Origin of the sequence: Streptomyces sp. NPDC007907 (assembly GCF_042959365.1) — a bacterium.
Taxonomy (GTDB): Bacteria; Actinomycetota; Actinomycetes; order Streptomycetales; family Streptomycetaceae; genus Streptomyces; species Streptomyces indiaensis.
Window position 1 is genome coordinate 1 of the sequence record NZ_JBIBKR010000011.1, and the last position, 18,407, is coordinate 18,407.

Sequence of the window (18,407 nt, forward strand, 5' to 3'; positions counted from 1 at the left end):
GCCCGGTTACATTCCGAACCCGGAAGCTAAGCCTTACAGCGCCGATGGTACTGCAGGGGGGACCCTGTGGGAGAGTAGGACGCCGCCGAACAATCATTGAAAGGGTTGGACCCGGAACTTCGGTTTCGGGTCCAACCCTTTTTTGTTTTGTGTCACTTGAAGTTCACGTTGCGCGACCAGCATCCACATCATGGGTACTGCTGCAATGCTCAGGGCCGCCGGTGTCGGACTCGGTGACGAGGTCGTGGTGCCGGCCTTCGGGAACGTCGAGGTCGCCGAGGCCGTGGCCAAGACCGGGGCCCTGCCGGTGTTCGCCGACATAGATCCCGCCACCTACTGCCTCGACGCCGCCGCTGTGGAAGTGGCGCTGACTCCGCGGACCGCAGCCGTGGTCGTCGTACACCGCTTCGGCCGGCTCGCCGACATCCCGCAGATGCACGTGCTCGGACAGCGGCACGGACTGCTCGTACTCGAACAGGGCGAATCCGAGGCGCCGTACGACGAGATAGCCCAGCGCCGGGAGCGCGCGGGTTACCTCCACGCCAAGTTGAGGGGCGTCCGGGTGCCGGACGACGGTGACGGACACACCTACCAGCAGTACGTCGTGCGGGTGCCCGGCAATGGGCGGCCCGATCGGGATGCCTTCGCGCGGGCCGTGCGGGCCAGGGGAGTTGAGTGCCGGGTGCCCGTGAAGACGCCCGTGCACCGGCTGCCCGAATTCCGGCGGTGCGTCGCGCTGCCTGAGACCGAGCGGGCCTCCGACGAGACGCTCGCGCTGCCTGTGGACGCGTCGCTGACCAAGCGGGACATGCAGCGCATCGTGTCCGCGTGCAACGCCCTCGGAGGGCTGCTGCAGCCCGCGTTCTGACATGGTTGGGAGGACGGGTCTGTTCGGGGTATGATCTATTCCGTTGCCGCGGGGGAAACCTCGCAAAACAACAGGCCCCTATAGCTCAGTCGGTAGAGCGTCTCCATGGTAAGGAGAAGGTCAGCGGTTCGATTCCGCTTGGGGGCTCCAGCAGAAAAGGCCCCACCCTCTCGGGTGGGGCCTTTCGCGTTTCCTTAGTCCTTGTGCGGGCCCGGGACGCGCATCGCCAGGATCGCCATGTCGTCCGACGGGGCGTCCGACGCGAAGCGTTCCACCGCGCGCATGATGCGCGCCGCGACCGCGCCGGCCGTCAGGCCCGTGCAGGTCGTGAGGACGTCGGCGAGGCCGTCGTCGCCGAGCATGCGGGCGCCCTCACGACGTTCCGTGACGCCGTCCGTGACGCACAGGAGAACATCGCCCGGGTCGAGGGTGACGGCCTGCTCGTACAGCTCCAGGTCCTCGATGACGCCGAGGAGCGGCTGGGGCTCCGCCGCCGGTTCGACCGAGCCGTCCTGGCGAAGGCGCAGCGGCAGCGGGTGCCCGGCGCAGACGACCTTCAGCTCGGCGCTGCCGTCCTCCTGCGGGCGCATCTCGCCGTAGAGAAGGGTGAGGAAGCGGCTGCGGGAGCCTTCGTCGAGGATCGCGGAGTTCAGACGCTCCAGGACCGCCGGGCCGCTGAGGCCCTCCCGGGCCAGCAGGCGCAGGGCGTGGCGGGCCAGGCCGGTGACGGCCGCCGCGTTCGGGCCCGTGCCGCAGACGTCGCCGATGGCGAAGCCGTAGGCACCGTCGCGGATGGGGAAGACGTCGTAGAAGTCGCCGCCGACCTCGTTGCCCTCGCCGGCCGCGCGGTAGATGACGTCGACCTCCACGCCGTCGATCTCGGGGAGTCCCGGGGGCAGGAGGCTGCGCTGGAGGGACTGGCTGATCGCCGTGCGCTCCGAGTAGAGGCGGGCGTTGTCCAGGGCCAGGGCGGCCCGGCGGGAGAGATCCTCGGCGAGCTCCAGGATCTCCTGGCGGAAGTGCTCGTCGGTGGGCTTGCCGAGGGTCAGCATGCCGATGACGCGGTTGCGGGCGACCAGGGGCAGGACGACGGTCTCGCCGCCGACGGCGGAGGCGGTGGCGAGGGTGGGACCGATGCCGGGTGTGACCTGGCGGGTGGGGCTGCCGCTGAGGCCGAGGCTGCGCATGGAGCTGCGCAGGGCCGCCTGGTGGGCGACCTCGCCGGGGGCCGTCCACACGCGGGCGCCCGGGGTGGGGACCGGGTCGGGCGGCGGGACCTTTGACAGCAGAGACTTGATGCCGTCGATGAGTTCCTCGTCCTCGTGCAGCACGTAGGAGAGGTACGGCTCGGAGGCCTGGTCGGCGATCGTGTAGACGGCGCACCAGGTGGCGAGGGTCGGCACCGTCATCTGGGCCATGAGGGCCAGCGTCTGGTCGCGGTCCAGGGTGCCGGCCAGCAGGTCGGAGGCCTCGACGAGGAAGCTGAGGGAGCCGCGGCGCAGGCGTTCCAGTTCACCCAGACGGGCCGACTCGACGGCGAGGGCGATGCGGTCGGCGGCGAACTGGAGGCGCAGGGCCTCCTCGTTGGAGTACCGGCCGGGCGCTTCGGCGGCGACGCCGAGGGAGCCGGTGAGGCGGCCCTCGACCTTCAGCGGGACGGTGACGACCGAGCGCATGCCCGTGCCGTTCAGGAGGGGTACCGCGCCGGGTACCGCGGTCAGGTCGTCGTGGACGGCGGGCATACGGGCGGAGCCGTAGCGGCCGGGGCCGGCCTCGACCGGGACGCGGGCGAAGCGCTGGCGGGCGGAGGGGAGGCCGGTGGAGGCGCGGACCTCCAGTTCCGTCTCGTCGTCGGTGGCCAGCAGGAGGAACGCCGAGTCGCCGTCGAGCATGTCCCGGGCGCGTTCGACCGTGCGCTGGAGGAGGCCGTCGAGGTCGTCCGGGGCGGGGGAGCCGATGAAGACCTCGAAGGGGTCGGTGTTCTGGCCCTCGGCGCCGGTCGAGGAGTCCGAGGCGGGGACGCGCAGGGGTGTCTGCAGAACTGCCCGTTCGTGGTCCCGTACCAGGAGGCACACGGTTGACGGCTCGCCGCCGGTGTCGCGGACGCGCAGGTGGGAGGCGTAGACGGGGGTGACGCGGCCGGTGGCGGCGCGGATGCCGTAGCTGCCTTCCCAGCGGGAGAGGCGGAGGGCTTCCGCGATGCCGGTGCTGGTGCCGGGGGTGTGGGGCCACGCCGCGAGGTCGGTGAGGGGCTTGCCGGTGACCTGCTCGGCCGGGTAGCCGAAGAGTTCCTCGGCGTCCTCGTTCCAGGCGGTGATGTGGCCGGTGCGGTCGATCTGGATGACGGCGACGCGGACCCGGCCGTCGGCGAGGGGGAGGAGGTCGGAGGGGAGGGCCGGACCCGCGGCGCGGGTGCCCACCGCGCGTGCGGGCAGGTCGAGTTGGAACCAGACGGTCTTGTGGGTGGGGATGTATTCGACGCCCCAGCGGCCGGCGAGGGCCGCGCACAGCTGGAGGCCGCGGCCGCCTTCGCGGTCGGGGCTGCCCATGTTGATCGCGGTGCCCTGGAGGGGGATCTCGCGTTCGGGGTAGCGGTCGGCCACCTCGATGCGTACGCCGTCGTCGCTGCGCAGGCACAGCACGTCGGCGGAGGTGCCGGCGTGGACCACGGCGTTGGTCACCAGTTCGCTGGTGAGAACGACGGCGTCGTCGACGATGTCGGCGAAACCCCAGCCCTGGAGGGTGTCGCGGACGAACGAGCGGGCGCTCGCGACCGAGCGCCCGACGGGCTCGAAACTGGCGGCCGCGCGCGCGGTGATCACAGAACTCCTCGACCGGTTCTCGTCGTGCTGGGCTGCGGGGCCGACCGGTTCGCGCCGCTGCTGCGGCAGGCTGCCCGTCGGCCGGGGGTCCGGGGGCTGGTCCCCCGGGATCAGTCCGGTGGTCATGTTGTGTGCGGCCGCCCCTCCGATGCCCGCTCGTCTTCGTGCCACCGCCCAGGCCGGACGGGACCGGCGCGGCTGGACAGCCGGATGCAAGGTTACTTACCTTCGCGGTCCGTGCGGATGCCGGTCTGCAGTGTTTCCGTCCGGAGGGTGTGCGGACGATGTGCGAAGCTGCCGAACTGTTATGGCCTGGTTCGGCCGGGGTGAAACACTGGGCAGGCTTCCTGTGAAGGTCAGGGCAGGCTGTGTGTCCGGCAGTGACCGTGGGCAGCAGCCCCTTGAAAGCGGCCTGGTATGCAGGGCAGAGAATACGCAGTAGTAACTGGTACGCCGAGCGCGGTACCCGAGCACAGCAGTGACGGTCGACCCCTGCGGGAGGGACACAGTGGAGTCTGGCGCAGCGACGCGTGGCAAGAAGACGCGCGCGAAGGGCGGACAGTCCCCGGTCAACCAGGGCAAGGTGCGCAGCGGCACGACCGAGGTGGACACGGCTGCCCTGAACCGGCTGATGACGGCCCTGGTGTCGATGCGGGACGGGAACTTCCGCAAGCGGCTCACGGTGTCCGGGGACGGCGTGATGGCCGAGATCGCGGCGGTCTTCAACGAGGTGGCCGACCGCAACCTGCACCTGACGGGTGAGCTGTCGCGGGTGCGACGGATGGTGGGCCGTGAGGGCAAGCTGACCGAGCGGCTGGAGACGGGTGCCTGTGAGGGCTCCTGGGCGACGGCGATCGACAACTCGAACGCCCTGGTGGACGACCTGGTGCGGCCGGTTTCCGAGGTCGGCCGGGTGCTGTCGGCGGTGGCGGAGGGTGATCTGTCGCCGCGCATGGAGCTGCGGACCCAGGTGCCGGACGGGAACAGTCAGCCCCTGCGGGGCGAGTTCCTGAAGGTCGGACGTACCGTCAACAACCTGGTCGATCAGCTGTCGACGTTCACCGACGAGGTCACGCGTGTGGCCAGTGAGGTGGGCACCGAGGGCAAGCTGGGCGGGCAGGCCCGGGTGCGGGGCATGTCGGGGTCCTGGCGGGATCTGACGGACTCCGTCAACACGATGGCGTACCGGCTGACGGCCCAGGTGAGGGACATCGCGCTGGTGACGACGGCGGTCGCCAAGGGTGATCTGTCGCGGAAGGTCACGGTCCAGGTGGCCGGCGAGATGCTGGAGCTGAAGAACACCGTCAACACGATGGTGGACCAGTTGTCGGCGTTCTCGTCCGAGGTCACACGGGTGGCCCGTGAGGTGGGCACCGAGGGCGCGCTGGGCGGTCAGGCGCAGGTGCCGGGCGTCGCCGGGGTGTGGAAAGAACTCACCGATTCGGTGAACACGATGGCCGGGAACCTGACGGCTCAGGTACGTGGGATCGCGGAGGTGACGACCGCGGTCGCCAACGGTGATCTGTCGCGCAAGGTGACCGTGCCGGCGCGCGGTGAGGTCGCGCAGCTCGCCGACACGATCAACCAGATGACCGAGACGCTGCGCATCTTCGCGGACGAGGTCACGCGCGTGGCCAACGAGGTGGGGGCCGAGGGGCAGCTCGGTGGTCAGGCGAACGTGCCGGGTGCGGCGGGGACGTGGAAGGACCTCACCGATTCGGTGAACACGGTCTTCCGGAATTTGACCACCCAGGTGCGGGACATCGCCGCGGTGACGACGGCGGTGGCCAACGGCGACCTGTCGCAGAAGGTCACGGTCGATGTGGCCGGCGAGATGCTGGAGCTGAAGAACACCGTCAACACGATGGTGGACCAGCTGTCCGCGTTCGGTGCCGAAGTGACGCGTGTGGCGCGGGAGATCGGTGTCGAGGGTGAGCTGGGCGGTCAGGCGCAGGTGCCGGGTGCGGCCGGGACGTGGAAGGACCTGACGGACTCGGTCAACACGGCGTTCCGGAACCTCACCGGTCAGGTGAGGAACATCGCCCAGGTGACGACGGCGGTGGCCAACGGCGACCTGTCGCAGAAGGTCACGGTCGACGTCTCCGGCGAGATGCTCAAGCTGAAGAACACCGTGAACACGATGGTGGACCAGCTGTCGAGTTTCGCCGACCAGGTGACGCGGATGGCCCGGGACGTGGGTACGGAGGGCCGTCTGGGCGGTCAGGCCCGTGTCGACGGTGTGTCGGGCACGTGGAAGGAGCTCACGGACTCCGTCAACTCGATGGCCGGGAACCTCACTTCCCAGGTGCGCAACATCGCGCAGGTGACGACGGCGGTGGCCCGGGGTGATCTGTCGCAGAAGATCGACGTGGACGCGCGCGGGGAGATCCTGGAGCTGAAGAACACCATCAACACGATGGTCGACCAGCTCTCGGCCTTCGCCGACCAGGTGACCCGGGTCGCCCGCGAGGTGGGTACGGACGGCCGGCTGGGCGGTCAGGCGCAGGTGCCGGGCGTGGCCGGGGTGTGGCGTGACCTGACGGACTCCGTGAACGGCATGGCGTCCAACCTGACCGGCCAGGTGCGCAACATCGCCCAGGTGGCCACGGCGGTGGCCCGGGGTGACCTGTCCCAGAAGATCACCGTGGACGCGCGCGGGGAGATCCTGGAGCTGAAGAACACCCTGAACACGATGGTGGACCAGCTGTCGTCGTTCGCCGAAGAGGTCACGCGTGTGGCCCGTGAGGTGGGTACCGAGGGCATCCTCGGTGGTCAGGCCGAGGTGCAGGGTGTCTCCGGCACCTGGAAGGACCTCACCCAGTCCGTGAACGGCATGGCGAACAACCTGACCATCCAGGTGCGCAACATCGCCGAGGTCACGACGGCGGTGGCCCGGGGCGATCTGTCGAAGAAGATCACCGTGGACGCCAAGGGCGAGATCCTCGAGCTGGTCACGACCGTGAACACGATGGTCGACCAGCTGTCGTCCTTCGCCGAGCAGGTGACCCGGGTGGCCCGCGAGGTGGGCACCGAGGGCATCCTGGGCGGCCAGGCGCACGTGCCGGGTGTCACGGGCATCTGGAAGGACCTGAGCGACAACGTCAACCTGATGGCGAAGAACCTCACCACTCAGGTGCGGAACATCTCCCAGGTCTCGGCAGCGGTCGCCAGCGGTGACCTGACACGGCAGGTCACCATCGAGGCGCGCGGTGAGGTCGCGCAGCTCGCCGACACCATCAACACGATGGTCAAGACGCTGAGTTCGTTCGCCGAGCAGGTCACCAAGGTGGCCCGTGAGGTGGGCACGGACGGCATTCTCGGCGGGCAGGCGCACGTACCCGGTGTGGCGGGCACGTGGAAGGACCTGACCGAGTCCGTGAACCAGATGGCGTCCAACCTGACCGGTCAGGTGCGCAACATCGCCATGGTGACCACGGCCATCGCCAAGGGTGACCTGACCAAGAAGATCGACATCGACGCGCGCGGCGAGATCCTGGAGCTGAAGACGACCATCAACACGATGGTCGACCAGCTGTCGTCCTTCGCCGAGGAGGTCACGCGGGTGGCCCGCGAGGTGGGCACCGAGGGGCAGCTGGGCGGCCAGGCGCGTGTGCGTGACGTGGACGGCACCTGGCGTGACCTCACCGAGTCGGTGAACGAGATGGCCGGGAACCTGACCCGGCAGGTGCGTGCCATCGCGCGCGTGGCGACCGCGGTGACCCGCGGCGATCTGAACCTGAAGATCGACGTGGACGCGTCCGGGGAGATCCAGGAGCTCCAGGACTACATCAACAAGATGATCGCCAACCTGCGCGACACCACGATCGCCAACAAGGAGCAGGACTGGCTGAAGGGCAACCTGGCCCGGATCTCGGCGCTGATGCAGGGCCGCCGGGACCTGGAGGACGTGGCCTCGCTGATCATGAGCGAGCTGACGCCGGTCGTCTCGGCGCAGCACGGCGCGTTCTTCCTGGCGATGCCGCTCGTCGACGGCGAGGACATGAACGCCGCGGACGACGACCAGTACGAGCTGCGCATGCTGGGCAGCTACGGCTACTCGATGGGCTCGATGCCGACGTCGTTCGAGCCCGGTGAGGCGCTGATCGGGACGGCCGCCACGGAGAAGCGCACGATCCTCGTCGAGAACGCGCCCAGCGGCTACCTGAAGATCTCCTCGGGGCTCGGCGAGGCGCCGCCCGCGCAGGTGATCGTGCTGCCGGTGCTGTTCGAGGGGAAGGTCCTCGGCGTCATCGAACTGGCGTCGTTCACGCCGTTCACGCAGATCCAGAAGGACTTCCTGAACCAGATCGCCGAGATGATCGCCACGAGCGTCAACACCATCTCCGTCAACACCAAGACCGAGCTGCTGCTGGCGCAGTCGCAGGAGCTGACCGAGCAACTGCGCGAGCGTTCGGCGGAGTTGGAACAGCGGCAGAAGGCCCTCCAGGCGTCCAACGCCGAACTGGAGGAGAAGGCCGAGCTGCTGGCCCAGCAGAACCGCGACATCGAGGTGAAGAACACCGAGATCGAGGAGGCGCGGCAGGTCCTGGAGGAGCGCGCCGAGCAGCTCGCGGTGTCGATGCGCTACAAGAGCGAGTTCCTCGCGAACATGTCGCACGAACTGCGTACGCCGCTCAACTCGCTGCTGATCCTGGCCAAGCTGCTCGCCGACAACGCCGAGGGGAACCTCTCCCCGAAGCAGGTCGAGTTCGCCGAGACGATCCACGGGGCCGGTTCGGACCTGCTCCAGCTGATCAACGACATCCTGGACCTGTCGAAGGTCGAGGCGGGCAAGATGGACGTCTCCCCGACGCGCATCGCGCTCGTCCAGCTCGTGGACTACGTGGAGGCCACGTTCCGGCCGCTGACCGCGGAGAAGGGCCTGGACCTGTCGGTGCGGGTCTCGCCGGAGCTGCCCGCGACGCTGCACACCGACGAGCAGCGGTTGCTGCAGGTGCTGCGCAACCTGCTGTCGAACGCGGTGAAGTTCACCGACTCCGGGTCGGTGGAGCTGGTCATCAGGCCGGCGCGGGACGACGTGCCGCAGCGGATCCGCGAGCAGCTCATGGAGACCGGCTCGCTGACCGACCCGGACGCCGAGCTGATCGCGTTCTCCGTGACCGACACCGGGATCGGCATCGCCTCCAGCAAGATGCGGGTGATCTTCGAGGCGTTCAAGCAGGCCGACGGCACGACCAGCCGCAAGTACGGCGGCACGGGCCTCGGGCTGTCCATCTCGCGGGAGATCGCCCAGCTGCTCGGCGGTGAGATCCACGCGCAGAGCGAGACGGGGCGCGGCTCCACCTTCACGCTGTACCTGCCGCTGCACCCCAGTGAACTGCCGCCCCAGGGCTACCAGCAGCAACTGCCGGCCCTGGAGGCCGGTGACCTGGTGGCGTCGACGGCCGACCCGTCCGAGCTGTCGGACGTGGAGACCGAGACGCCGGCCGAGGTGCAGTCGTACCGGGAGACGCAGAACGGACCCGCCGCCTTGTTCCGGCGGCGCCGCAGGATGCCCGAGCTGCCGCCGCGCCCGGCCCAGCTGGAGCAGTGGACACCGTCCGAGCAGGAACCGGCGCCCAAGCCGAACCGCGGCATCCGCTTCGGCGGCCAGAAGGTCCTGATCGTCGACGACGACATCCGCAACGTCTTCGCCCTGACCAGTGTCCTGGAGCAGCACGGCCTGTCCGTGCTGTACGCGGAGAACGGCCGGGAGGGCATCGAGGTCCTGGAGCAGCACGACGACGTGGCGGTCGTGCTGATGGACATCATGATGCCCGAGATGGACGGGTACGCCACGACCACGGCGATCCGCCGGATGCCGCAGTTCGCCGGTCTGCCGATCATCGCGCTGACCGCCAAGGCCATGAAGGGCGACCGTGAGAAGGCGATCGAGTCCGGGGCGTCCGACTACGTGACGAAGCCGGTCGACCCCGATCATCTGCTGGCGGTGATGGATCAGTGGATGCGAGGAGAATGAGGGGAACGTTGGGCAGTTGCGCGACCATGACGGGAAGGTTCGGTGTTCACACGGAGTTGCGGACTCGATGTGCGCATAGTCGTGTAGAAGTACAGGATCTGGGGAACCTTCTGGTCTCCTGCTGCGTTTCTGCTATGTGCACAGTGACATCACGGTGACAGGGTGTGGCGACGGGCGGGGTGCGGCTACGATGACCGGCACAAGGACGGGCGGCGCAAGGGAGTCGTCCCCTGGGGCGGTACCCACCGGTGCTGTCGCAGGTCCTGCGGACAGGGGAGGCCCCACGCCGGGGCGAGGAGGGCGGGCCATGGTGCAGAAGGCCAAGATCCTCCTGGTCGATGACCGGCCGGAGAATCTGCTGGCGCTGGAGGCGATCCTCTCGGCGCTCGATCAGACGCTGGTGCGGGCATCGTCCGGGGAGGAAGCGCTCAAAGCGCTGCTCACGGACGACTTCGCGGTCATCCTGCTGGATGTCCAGATGCCGGGGATGGACGGCTTCGAGACCGCCGCGCACATCAAGCGCCGCGAGCGGACCCGGGACATCCCGATCATCTTCCTCACGGCGATCAACCACGGCCCGCACCACACCTTCCGGGGCTACGCGGCGGGCGCGGTGGACTACATCTCCAAGCCGTTCGACCCGTGGGTGCTGCGCGCGAAGGTCTCGGTCTTCGTCGAGCTGTACATGAAGAACTGCCAGCTGCGGGAGCAGGCGTCGCTGCTGCGGCTGCAGTTGGAGGGCAACGGCAAGGACGCGGGCGGTGAGGCCAAGGAGTCGGCCGGGCTGCTCGCGGAGCTCTCCGCGCGGCTCGCGGCCGTCGAGGAGCAGGCCGAAGCGCTGACCAAACAGCTCAACGACGAGTCGACGGACGCCGCAGCGGTGGCCACGGCGGCTCATCTGGAGCGCAAGCTCACGGGGTTGCGGCGGGCGCTCGACGCGCTGGAGCCCGGCACCGGGAGCACCTCCTCGGTGTCCTCGCAGAACTGACGTGCGCGCAGGCGGGATTGCCGGCCCGTGACCGCGCGTCAGTTTCGTGCCTCTCCCGGAGCGACACGAACGGGTGAAGCCGTGGACACACGTGTCCCCTGTCGTCTCCCCCGGTAACCTCACACACATGGCCTCACGTCCCTCCGCAGCCAAGAAGCCGCCGCCCGCGAAGAAGGCGGCCTCGAAGGCTCCGGCGAAGAAGGCCGCCGCCAAGAAGGCTCCCGCGAAGAAGGCGCCTGCCAGGAAGGCCGCGGCCAAGAAGGTCGCGCCCAGGCCGGCCCCCAGTCCCACCGGCGGCATCTACCGGCTGGTGCGGGCGGTGTGGCTCGGTGTGGCGCACGCGGTCGGCGCCGTGTTCCGCGGCATAGGGCAGGGCGCCAAGAACCTCGACCCGGCCCACCGCAAGGACGGTGTCGCCCTGCTGCTGCTCGCCATCGCGCTGATCGTCGCCGCGGGTACCTGGGCCGACCTCAAGGGCCCCGTGGGCGACCTGGTGGAGATCCTCGTCACCGGCGCCTTCGGCCGGCTCGACCTGCTCGTGCCGATACTGCTGGCGGTCATCGCCGTGCGGTTCATCCGGCACCCGGAGAAGCCCGAAGCCAACGGACGCATCGTCATCGGCCTGTCCGCGCTCGTCATCGGCGTGCTCGGCCAGGTCCACATCGCGTGCGGCTCACCCGCGCGCGGCGACGGCATGCAGGCCATAAGGGACGCCGGCGGCCTCATCGGCTGGGGCATGGCGACCCCGCTGTCGTACGCCATGGGCGACGTGCTCGCCGTGCCGCTGCTGGTGCTGCTCACGGTCTTCGGGCTGCTGGTCGTCACGGCCACCCCGGTCAACGCCATCCCGCAGCGGCTGCGGCTGCTCGGAGTGCGTCTCGGGCTCGTGCGCGACCCGGCCGAGGACGAGTTCGCCTTCGCCGACGACGAGCGCTACGACGAACAGTGGCGCGAGGCGCTGCCCGCGCGCCCACGTGGCAGGCGCGCGCCGGCGCCCGAGGCGTACGACCCCGACCATGCCGAGCAGGAGGCGCTCACGCGGCGCCGTGGCCGTCCGCGCCGCTCGGCCGTGCCGCAGCCCGACATGGACCGGCCCAGGGACGCCGTGGACGTCGCCGCGGCAGCCGCAGCCGCCCTCGACGGGGCCGTGCTGCACGGCATGCCGCCCTCGCCGGTCGTCGCGGACCTCACCCAGGGCGTACGGGTGGGGGACCAGGAGGCGACCACGCCGACGCCCGTCCCGGCCGCGCGCCCGCAGCAGGAGAAGCTCAAGCAGGACACCGAGCAGGCCGCGCCCGAACCGCAGCGGCCCCGGCCCGGCGTCCGCGACCTCACCAAGGCCCCGCCCGCCGAACCCCGCGACCTGCCCGCGCGCGCGGAGCAGCTCCAGCTCTCCGGCGACATCACGTACGCGCTGCCGTCGCTGGACCTGCTGGAGCGCGGCGGCCCGGGCAAGGCCCGCAGTGCCGCCAACGACCTCATCGTCGAGTCGCTGACGACGGTCTTCACCGAGTTCAAGGTGGACGCCAGTGTCACCGGCTTCACCCGCGGCCCGACGGTCACGCGCTACGAGGTCGAGCTCGGTCCCGCCGTGAAGGTCGAGCGGATCACCGCCCTGACGAAGAACATCGCCTACGCCGTCGCCAGCCCGGACGTGCGGATCATCAGCCCCATCCCCGGCAAGTCCGCGGTCGGCATCGAGATCCCGAACACGGACCGGGAGATGGTCAACCTCGGTGACGTCCTCCGTCTGGCGGAGTCCGCCGAGGACGACGACCCGATGCTGGTCGCCTTCGGCAAGGACGTCGAGGGCGGCTACGTCATGCACTCGCTGGCGAAGATGCCGCACATGCTGGTCGCCGGCGCCACCGGCTCCGGAAAGTCGTCCTGCATCAACTGCCTGATCACCTCGATCATGATGCGGGCGACCCCAGAGGACGTCCGGATGATTCTGGTCGACCCCAAGCGGGTCGAGCTGACCGCGTACGAGGGCATCCCGCACCTGATCACGCCGATCATCACCAACCCCAAGCGGGCCGCCGAGGCGCTCCAGTGGGTCGTGCGCGAGATGGACCTGCGCTACGACGACCTCGCCGCCTACGGCTACCGGCACATCGACGACTTCAACAAGGCCGTGCGCGAGGGCAAGGTCAAACCGCCCGAGGGCAGCGAGCGCGAGCTCCAGCCGTACCCGTACCTGCTGGTCATCGTCGACGAGCTCGCCGACCTGATGATGGTCGCGCCGCGCGACGTCGAGGACGCGATCGTGCGCATCACACAGCTCGCGCGCGCGGCCGGCATCCACCTGGTGCTCGCCACGCAGCGGCCCTCGGTGGACGTCGTCACCGGTCTGATCAAGGCGAACGTGCCCTCACGCCTGGCGTTCGCCACCTCGTCGCTGGCCGACTCGCGCGTCATCCTCGACCAGCCCGGCGCCGAGAAGCTCATCGGCAAGGGTGACGGGCTGTTCCTGCCGATGGGGGCCAACAAGCCGACCCGTATGCAGGGCGCGTTCGTCACCGAGGAGGAGATCGCGGGCGTCGTCCGGCACTGCAAGGACCAGATGACGCCCGTCTTCCGGGACGACGTCGTCGTGGGCACCAAGCAGAAGAAGGAGATCGACGAGGACATCGGCGACGACCTCGACCTGCTGTGCCAGGCGGCCGAACTGGTCGTCTCCACGCAGTTCGGGTCGACGTCCATGCTCCAGCGCAAGCTGCGCGTCGGCTTCGCCAAGGCCGGCCGGCTGATGGACCTGATGGAGTCCCGGAACATCGTCGGACCGAGCGAGGGTTCGAAGGCTCGTGACGTTCTTGTGAAGCCTGACGAACTGGATGGCGTGCTCGCCGTGATCCGGGGGGAGTCTGAAGGGTAGAAAGCGGTGAGACGGTGGTCGCCGCACGGGGCGTTACGGCAATCGGGTCCGGATCGTGACTCACCCGTAAGGGATCATCGAGCAACCGTTTCCCTTCGGCGTACGTCAAGTTGAGGGAAGCAAGGAACAGCGACCCCACCATCGGAATGTCGGGCCATTCCGATGGCGTACAAAGTGACACCGCCCGGTTGCCCCACCCTTTTGGTACCCCCCTAGACTGAACTTCCAGCACAGGCGGCTACACGCTCGAAAGGCGCCCCCGTGTCCATCGGCAACTCCCCTGAAGACGAGCGTCCGTTCGAAAACGAGCACGTCGAAGCAGACCGCGAGGAAGCCCGCCCCTCCATCGGCCGTGCCCTGCAGCAGGCTCGTATCGCCGCCGGGCTGACCGTCGACGACGTCAGTAGCGCCACCCGGGTCCGCATGAACATCGTGCACGCGATCGAGGCCGACGACTTCTCCCCGTGCGGTGGGGACGTCTACGCCCGTGGGCACATCAGGACCCTGGCCAAAGCCGTCCACCTCGACCCCGAGCCGCTGCTCGCCCAGTACGGCGACGAACACGGCGGGCGGCCGGCACCGACCCCGGCGGCGCCCCTCTTCGAGGCGGAACGCATCCGTCCCGAGCGGCGCGGCCCCAACTGGACCGCGGCCATGGTCGCCGCGATCATCGTCGTGATCGGTTTCGTCGGCTTCACGATGTTCCAGGGCGGCGACGACAGCGGCAACGAGGCGAACGTGGCCGAGGGCTCCGCGCCCAGCGACTCCGCATCGCCAACCACCAAGACCAAGAAGCCCGCCGAGCCCGCTCCCGAACCGTCGGACAGTGCCATCGCCGCCGCGCCGCAGGACAAGGTCACCGTCCGCGTGGCCGCCACCGACGGCCGCAGCTGGATCGCCGCCAAGGACCACAACGGCCGGATGATCTTCGACGGCGTCCTCAAGCAGGGCGACACCAAGACCTTCCAGGACAGCTCGAAGGTCCAGCTCGTCCTCGGCGACGCCGGCGCGATCGACCTCTTCGTCAACGGCAAGAAGATCGAAGAGGACTTCCAGCCGGGATCCGTCGAACGCCTGACGTACACGAAGGGCGACCCCGAGGCCGGGTGATCAGCCCGAAAGGTCCAGTTGATACGGGGTTGGCCGGGAAACGGCCAACCCCGTCGACGTGGGGTGTCAGCGGGACGAAGTAGTCTTGAGCCCATGCCTGAACGCCGTACCGTCGCACTCGTCACCCTTGGCTGCGCCCGTAACGAGGTGGACTCGGAGGAGCTCGCAGGCCGTTTGGAGGCGGACGGCTGGCAGCTCGTGGAGGACGCCGAGAACGCGGACGTCGCCGTCGTGAACACCTGCGGCTTCGTCGAAGCCGCCAAGAAGGACTCCGTCGACGCCCTCCTGGAGGCCAACGATCTCAAGGGGCACGGCAGAACCCAGGCCGTCGTGGCGGTGGGCTGCATGGCCGAGCGGTACGGCAAGGATCTCGCCGAGGCCCTCCCCGAGGCCGACGGTGTGCTCGGCTTCGACGACTACGCGGACATCTCGGACCGCCTGCAGACCATCCTCAACGGCGGCATCCACGCCTCCCACACCCCGCGCGACCGCCGCAAGCTGCTGCCCATCAGCCCGGCGGAGCGTCAGGAGTCGGCCACCGCGGTCGCTCTGCCCGGACACGGCCCGGCCGAGCCCGCCGTGGCGCCGGCGGACCTTCCGGAGGGCCTCGCTCCGGCCTCGGGCCCGCGTGCACCCCTGCGCCGCCGCCTGGACGGCTCCCCGGTCGCCTCCGTGAAGCTCGCCTCCGGCTGCGACCGGCGCTGCTCCTTCTGCGCCATCCCGTCCTTCCGCGGCTCCTTCATCTCCCGCCGCCCGAGCGACGTGCTGAACGAGACCCGGTGGCTGGCCGAGCAGGGCGTGAAGGAGGTCATGCTGGTCTCCGAGAACAACACCTCCTACGGCAAGGACCTCGGCGACATCCGCCTGCTGGAGTCGCTGCTGCCCGAGCTCGCCGAGGTCGACGGCATCGAGCGCGTCCGCGTCAGCTACCTCCAGCCGGCCGAGATGCGGCCCGGCCTCATCGACGTGCTGACCTCGACCCCGAAGGTCGCGCCCTACTTCGACCTGTCCTTCCAGCACTCCGCGCCCGGCGTGCTCCGCGCGATGCGGCGCTTCGGCGACACCGACCGCTTCCTCGAGCTGCTCGACACCATCCGGAGCAAGGCGCCCGAGGCCGGTGTCCGCTCCAACTTCATCGTCGGCTTCCCCGGCGAGAGCGAGGCCGACCTCGCCGAGCTGGAGCGGTTCCTGAATGGCGCGCGGCTGGACGCCATCGGCGTCTTCGGCTACTCCGACGAGGAGGGCACGGAGGCGGCGACCTACGAGAACAAGCTCGACGAGGACGTCGTCGCCGAGCGCCTGGCCCACATCTCGCGCCTGGCCGAGGAGCTCGTCTCGCAGCGGGCCGAGGACCGCGTCGGCCAGAGCGTGCGGGTCCTCGTCGAGTCCGTCGACGAGGACGGCGTATACGGCCGTGCGGAGCACCAGGCACCCGAGACGGACGGCCAGGTGCTGCTCACGAGCGGCGCGGGTCTGCGTGTCGGCCGTATGGTCGAGGCCAAGGTGGTCGGTACGGAAGGTGTCGACCTGGTGGCCGAGCCGCTGCAGGGCTCGTTCGCTTCGCCTGCGTGGAGTGAGGAGGCGGGCAGATGACCGGTGTCCCGGCATCCGCGGCGGGAGGCTCCTCCGGAGCGAGGAGGGCTGCGGCCGGTACGGCTGCGGCGGCCTCGGGGACGGCTCCCGGGGCCGCGGTCGCGCGGTCGGCCGAGGGCGGGACGTCCGGTGCGGGGCACGCCGCCGCGCCTGGCGCGGGACACGGCGAGGCGCCCGACGGCGGGCACGGCGGGACGGCCGACGCAGGGGACTGTGGGGCCGCCGGTGCGGGTGCCGTATCAGGTGCTGGTGCCGGTGGCGGTGCTGGTTCCGGTGCCGGTGAGGCGGTCCTCGGTGCGGAGGCCGGTGTCGACGTCGAGGGCGAGGGGAAGAGCCCGCGGGGCGGGAAGATCACTGCCGCGGCCGTCAACCAGGCCAGCGTCTGGAACATCGCCAACCTCCTGACCATGCTCCGGCTGGTCCTCGTACCGGCCTTCGTCGCCCTGATGCTCGCCGACGGCGGCTATGACCCGGCGTGGCGGTCCCTCGCCTGGGCCGCTTTCGCGATCGCCATGATCACCGACCTCTTCGACGGTCACCTGGCGCGTACGTACAACCTGGTCACGGACTTCGGGAAGATCGCCGACCCCATCGCCGACAAGGCGATCATGGGTGCGGCGCTGATCTGTCTGTCCGCGCTCGGTGACCTTCCATGGTGGGTGACCGGCGTCATCCTCGGCAGGGAACTCGGGGTCACCCTGCTGCGTTTTCTGGTCATCCGGTACGGCGTCATCCCGGCCAGCCGCGGAGGCAAGCTCAAGACCCTCATCCAGGGCGTGGCCGTCGGCATGTACGTGCTCGCACTGACGGGGTGGCTGGCGACCCTGAGGTGGTGGGTGATGGCCGCGGCGGTCGTGCTGACCGTGGTGACCGGGCTCGACTATGTGAAACAGGCCATTGTCTTGCGCAGGCAGGGAATCGCCGCGCGCAAGGCTGCGTTGGAGGAGAAGGAAGCGTGAGTTCCACGGCCACCGACGTGGTCCGACTACTCACGGTGAAGGGTGAGACGCTCGCCGTCGCGGAGTCACTGACCGGTGGCCTCGTTGCGGCGGAGATCACGTCGGTCCCCGGGGCGTCCAAGGTCTTCCGGGGCTCCGTGACCGCTTACGCCACCGACCTGAAGCACGACCTGCTCGAGGTCGACGCCGCCCTGCTGGCGGCACGCGGAGCGGTGGATCCGCAGGTCGCGGCCCAGATGGCAGCCGGCGTGCGCAAGGCGCTCGGCGCCGACTGGGGCATCGCGACCACCGGCGTCGCGGGTCCCGATCCGCAGGACGGGCAACCCGTCGGAACGGTCTTCGTCGCCGTGGACGGGCCCGCCGGGACGGATGCCGGTTCTGCCGGCGGCGGAAAAGTGGAGGCTCTGCGGTTGAACGGCGGCCGCGCGGAAATTCGTAGAGAGAGTGTACGGAGCGTACTCGCACTGCTCCTGAAGGAGCTTGCGGGCGAACAGACTGGGAATGAGCGGGCACAGGATACGGAACGGAACGGGGGGTTTTGATGTTTGCAGCCCTGAGTGAACACGACATCGCTCCCCGCACGGCCGCGGCGCAAGGCGGTACGGTGGGGCGTAATGGATGCGGCTACGCGGTCCGAGGAGGGAGCCACCGATGATTCTGCTCCGTCGCCTGCTTGGTGACGTGCTGCGTCGGCAGCGCCAGCGCCAGGGCCGTACTCTGCGCGAAGTCTCCTCGTCCGCCCGAGTCTCGCTCGGCTATCTCTCCGAGGTGGAGCGGGGGCAGAAGGAGGCTTCCTCCGAGCTGCTCTCCGCCATCTGCGACGCGCTGGACGTACGGATGTCCGAGCTCATGCGGGAAGTGAGCGACGAGCTCGCCCTCGCCGAGCTGGCCCAGTCTGCTGCGGCCACCCCCAGCGAGCCTGTACCCACGCCGGTTCGCTCGATGCTGGGATCCGTCTCGGTGACCGGTGTGCCACCGGAACGGGTGACCATCAAGGCGCCCGCCGAAGCGGTGGACGTCGTCGCCGCGTGAGGCTCCACGCAGACGCGGCATAAGTGAGCGGCGCCCCAACAGGCGCCGAGAAGTGGTGAGGCCCCGGCCGGGCCTCTCCGGGAGAGCCGGAGGGGCGTCGCCCGGGGTTTTCGCTTGCCCGGGGGCGCTTGCCCGGGTTTTCGCTTGTCCGCCGTTTCCGGTCGTCCGTGGGGGCCCGGC

10 protein-coding genes, 1 tRNA gene and 1 rRNA gene are annotated in these 18,407 nt (G+C 69.6%); 11 read left to right on the forward strand and 1 reads right to left on the reverse strand.

Annotated elements, in window-relative coordinates:
* The 3 genes from rrf to ACFZDI_RS35010 all read left to right on the forward strand — a co-directional run.
* Positions 1-91, forward strand: a 5S ribosomal RNA gene (rrf, locus tag ACFZDI_RS35000); the annotation flags it as partial.
* Between the two features lie 114 nt (positions 92-205).
* On the forward strand, positions 206-868 hold the full coding sequence (locus tag ACFZDI_RS35005) for a DegT/DnrJ/EryC1/StrS family aminotransferase (protein WP_391256678.1): 663 nt from the start codon (positions 206-208) through the stop codon (positions 866-868).
* 74 nt (positions 869-942) lie between these two features.
* A tRNA-Thr gene (locus ACFZDI_RS35010) sits at positions 943-1,018 on the forward strand.
* A 44-nt stretch (positions 1,019-1,062) separates the two neighbouring features.
* Here the strand turns inward: ACFZDI_RS35010 and ACFZDI_RS35015 are convergent.
* On the reverse strand, positions 1,063-3,816 hold the full coding sequence (locus tag ACFZDI_RS35015) for a SpoIIE family protein phosphatase (RefSeq protein ID WP_391256432.1): 2,754 nt from the start codon (positions 3,814-3,816) through the stop codon (positions 1,063-1,065).
* A 382-nt stretch (positions 3,817-4,198) separates the two neighbouring features.
* Here ACFZDI_RS35015 and ACFZDI_RS35020 point away from each other — a divergent pair, with 382 nt between their 5' ends.
* From ACFZDI_RS35020 to ACFZDI_RS35055, 8 genes are all read left to right on the forward strand, one after another.
* Positions 4,199-9,670, forward strand: coding sequence for a HAMP domain-containing protein (locus ACFZDI_RS35020; RefSeq protein ID WP_391256435.1), 5,472 nt, complete (start codon positions 4,199-4,201; stop codon positions 9,668-9,670).
* 307 nt (positions 9,671-9,977) lie between these two features.
* Positions 9,978-10,658, forward strand: coding sequence for a two-component system response regulator (locus ACFZDI_RS35025; RefSeq protein WP_030853408.1), 681 nt, complete (start codon positions 9,978-9,980; stop codon positions 10,656-10,658).
* Positions 10,659-10,785: 127 nt separating this feature from the next.
* Positions 10,786-13,533, forward strand: coding sequence for a DNA translocase FtsK (locus tag ACFZDI_RS35030; protein WP_234849998.1), 2,748 nt, complete (start codon positions 10,786-10,788; stop codon positions 13,531-13,533).
* Positions 13,534-13,794: 261 nt separating this feature from the next.
* Entirely contained in the window at positions 13,795-14,643 is an 849-nt protein-coding gene (locus ACFZDI_RS35035) for a RodZ domain-containing protein (RefSeq protein WP_391256439.1), read from the forward strand.
* A 93-nt stretch (positions 14,644-14,736) separates the two neighbouring features.
* Positions 14,737-16,236 (forward strand): 30S ribosomal protein S12 methylthiotransferase RimO, encoded by a 1,500-nt coding sequence (gene rimO / locus ACFZDI_RS35040; RefSeq protein WP_391256442.1) that lies wholly within the window; start codon positions 14,737-14,739, stop codon positions 16,234-16,236.
* Positions 16,233-17,195 (forward strand): CDP-diacylglycerol--glycerol-3-phosphate 3-phosphatidyltransferase, encoded by a 963-nt coding sequence (pgsA, locus tag ACFZDI_RS35045; protein ID WP_391256444.1) that lies wholly within the window; start codon positions 16,233-16,235, stop codon positions 17,193-17,195. Before rimO ends, pgsA begins: the two co-directional genes overlap by 4 nt.
* On the forward strand, positions 17,192-17,737 hold the full coding sequence (locus ACFZDI_RS35050; RefSeq protein WP_391256447.1) for a nicotinamide-nucleotide amidohydrolase family protein: 546 nt from the start codon (positions 17,192-17,194) through the stop codon (positions 17,735-17,737). Before pgsA ends, ACFZDI_RS35050 begins: the two co-directional genes overlap by 4 nt.
* Before the next feature lie 109 nt (positions 17,738-17,846).
* Entirely contained in the window at positions 17,847-18,227 is a 381-nt protein-coding gene (locus ACFZDI_RS35055; RefSeq protein WP_033314530.1) for a helix-turn-helix domain-containing protein, read from the forward strand.
* Positions 18,228-18,407 lie beyond the last annotated feature (180 nt).

Bases quoted from the DNA above. Each gene is read 5' to 3' on its own strand.
- pgsA (WP_391256444.1), top strand. From the start codon at position 16,233: ATGACCGGTGTCCCGGCATCCGCGGCGGGAGGCTCCTCCGGAGCGAGG.
- ACFZDI_RS35025 (WP_030853408.1), top strand. From the start codon at position 9,978: ATGGTGCAGAAGGCCAAGATCCTCCTGGTCGATGACCGGCCGGAGAAT.
- rimO (WP_391256442.1), top strand. From the start codon at position 14,737: ATGCCTGAACGCCGTACCGTCGCACTCGTCACCCTTGGCTGCGCCCGT.
- ACFZDI_RS35055 (WP_033314530.1), top strand. From the start codon at position 17,847: ATGATTCTGCTCCGTCGCCTGCTTGGTGACGTGCTGCGTCGGCAGCGC.
- ACFZDI_RS35030 (WP_234849998.1), top strand. From the start codon at position 10,786: ATGGCCTCACGTCCCTCCGCAGCCAAGAAGCCGCCGCCCGCGAAGAAG.
- ACFZDI_RS35015 (WP_391256432.1), bottom strand. From the start codon at position 3,816: ATGACCACCGGACTGATCCCGGGGGACCAGCCCCCGGACCCCCGGCCG.
- ACFZDI_RS35005 (WP_391256678.1), top strand. From the start codon at position 206: ATGCTCAGGGCCGCCGGTGTCGGACTCGGTGACGAGGTCGTGGTGCCG.